We start from the raw sequence: 695 nt of genomic DNA on the forward strand, positions 1-695 counted from the left end.
TCCTTGATCATCTCGCCGCCGCCCAGGAACGGCGGCATGGCATCCAGATGCTCGCGTTTGGCCCACAGTGCGCCGGTGCCGGTAGGGCCGCACATCTTGTGGCCGGTGATGGCGTAGAAATCGCAGCCGATGGCGGCAATGTCGACCTTGCGGTGCGGCACGGCCTGCGAGCCGTCGACCACGGTGATGATGCCGCGCTTGCGTGCTTCCCGGCAGATCTCGCGCACGGGGTTGACCGTGCCCAGCACGTTGGAGACGTGGGCCACGGCCAGCAGCTTGACCTCGGGGGTCATGGCCTTGCGCAGGGCATCCAGATCCAGCGCACCTTCGGGGGTGATCTCGGCCACGCGGATGGTGGCGCCGGTGCGCTGGGCCACCAGCTGCCACGGCACGATGTTGGCGTGGTGCTCCATGCGCGATACCAGGATGACATCGCCGGCCTTCAGCCGCGGCAGGGCCCACGAATAGGCCACCAGGTTGATGGCAAAGGTGGTGCCGCTGCACAGGCTGAGTTCGCTGGCGCGCACGTTGAGGAAGCGCGCCAGCTTGCTGCGCGCGCCTTCGTAGGCGTCGGTGGCCTCGGTGCCCAGCGCGTGCACCGCACGGCTGACGTTGGCGTTGTAGCGGCGGGAGAACTCATCCCCCGCGCCGATCCCCTGCCCCGGCTTCTGGCCGGGGGTGGGGGTGTGGGAAAA

The 695-nt window shown here is 68.6% G+C and carries 1 protein-coding gene; it reads right to left on the bottom strand.

The annotated features are described in order from the left end of the window. Window positions 1–695, bottom strand: a 695-nt coding sequence (locus tag INT12_RS30760; RefSeq protein WP_193059212.1) for an aminotransferase class V-fold PLP-dependent enzyme, incomplete at both ends; no start/stop codon positions are given.

This window comes from Pseudomonas sp. K8, from assembly GCF_014889455.1.
Taxonomy (GTDB): Bacteria; Pseudomonadota; Gammaproteobacteria; order Pseudomonadales; family Pseudomonadaceae; genus Aquipseudomonas; species Aquipseudomonas veronii.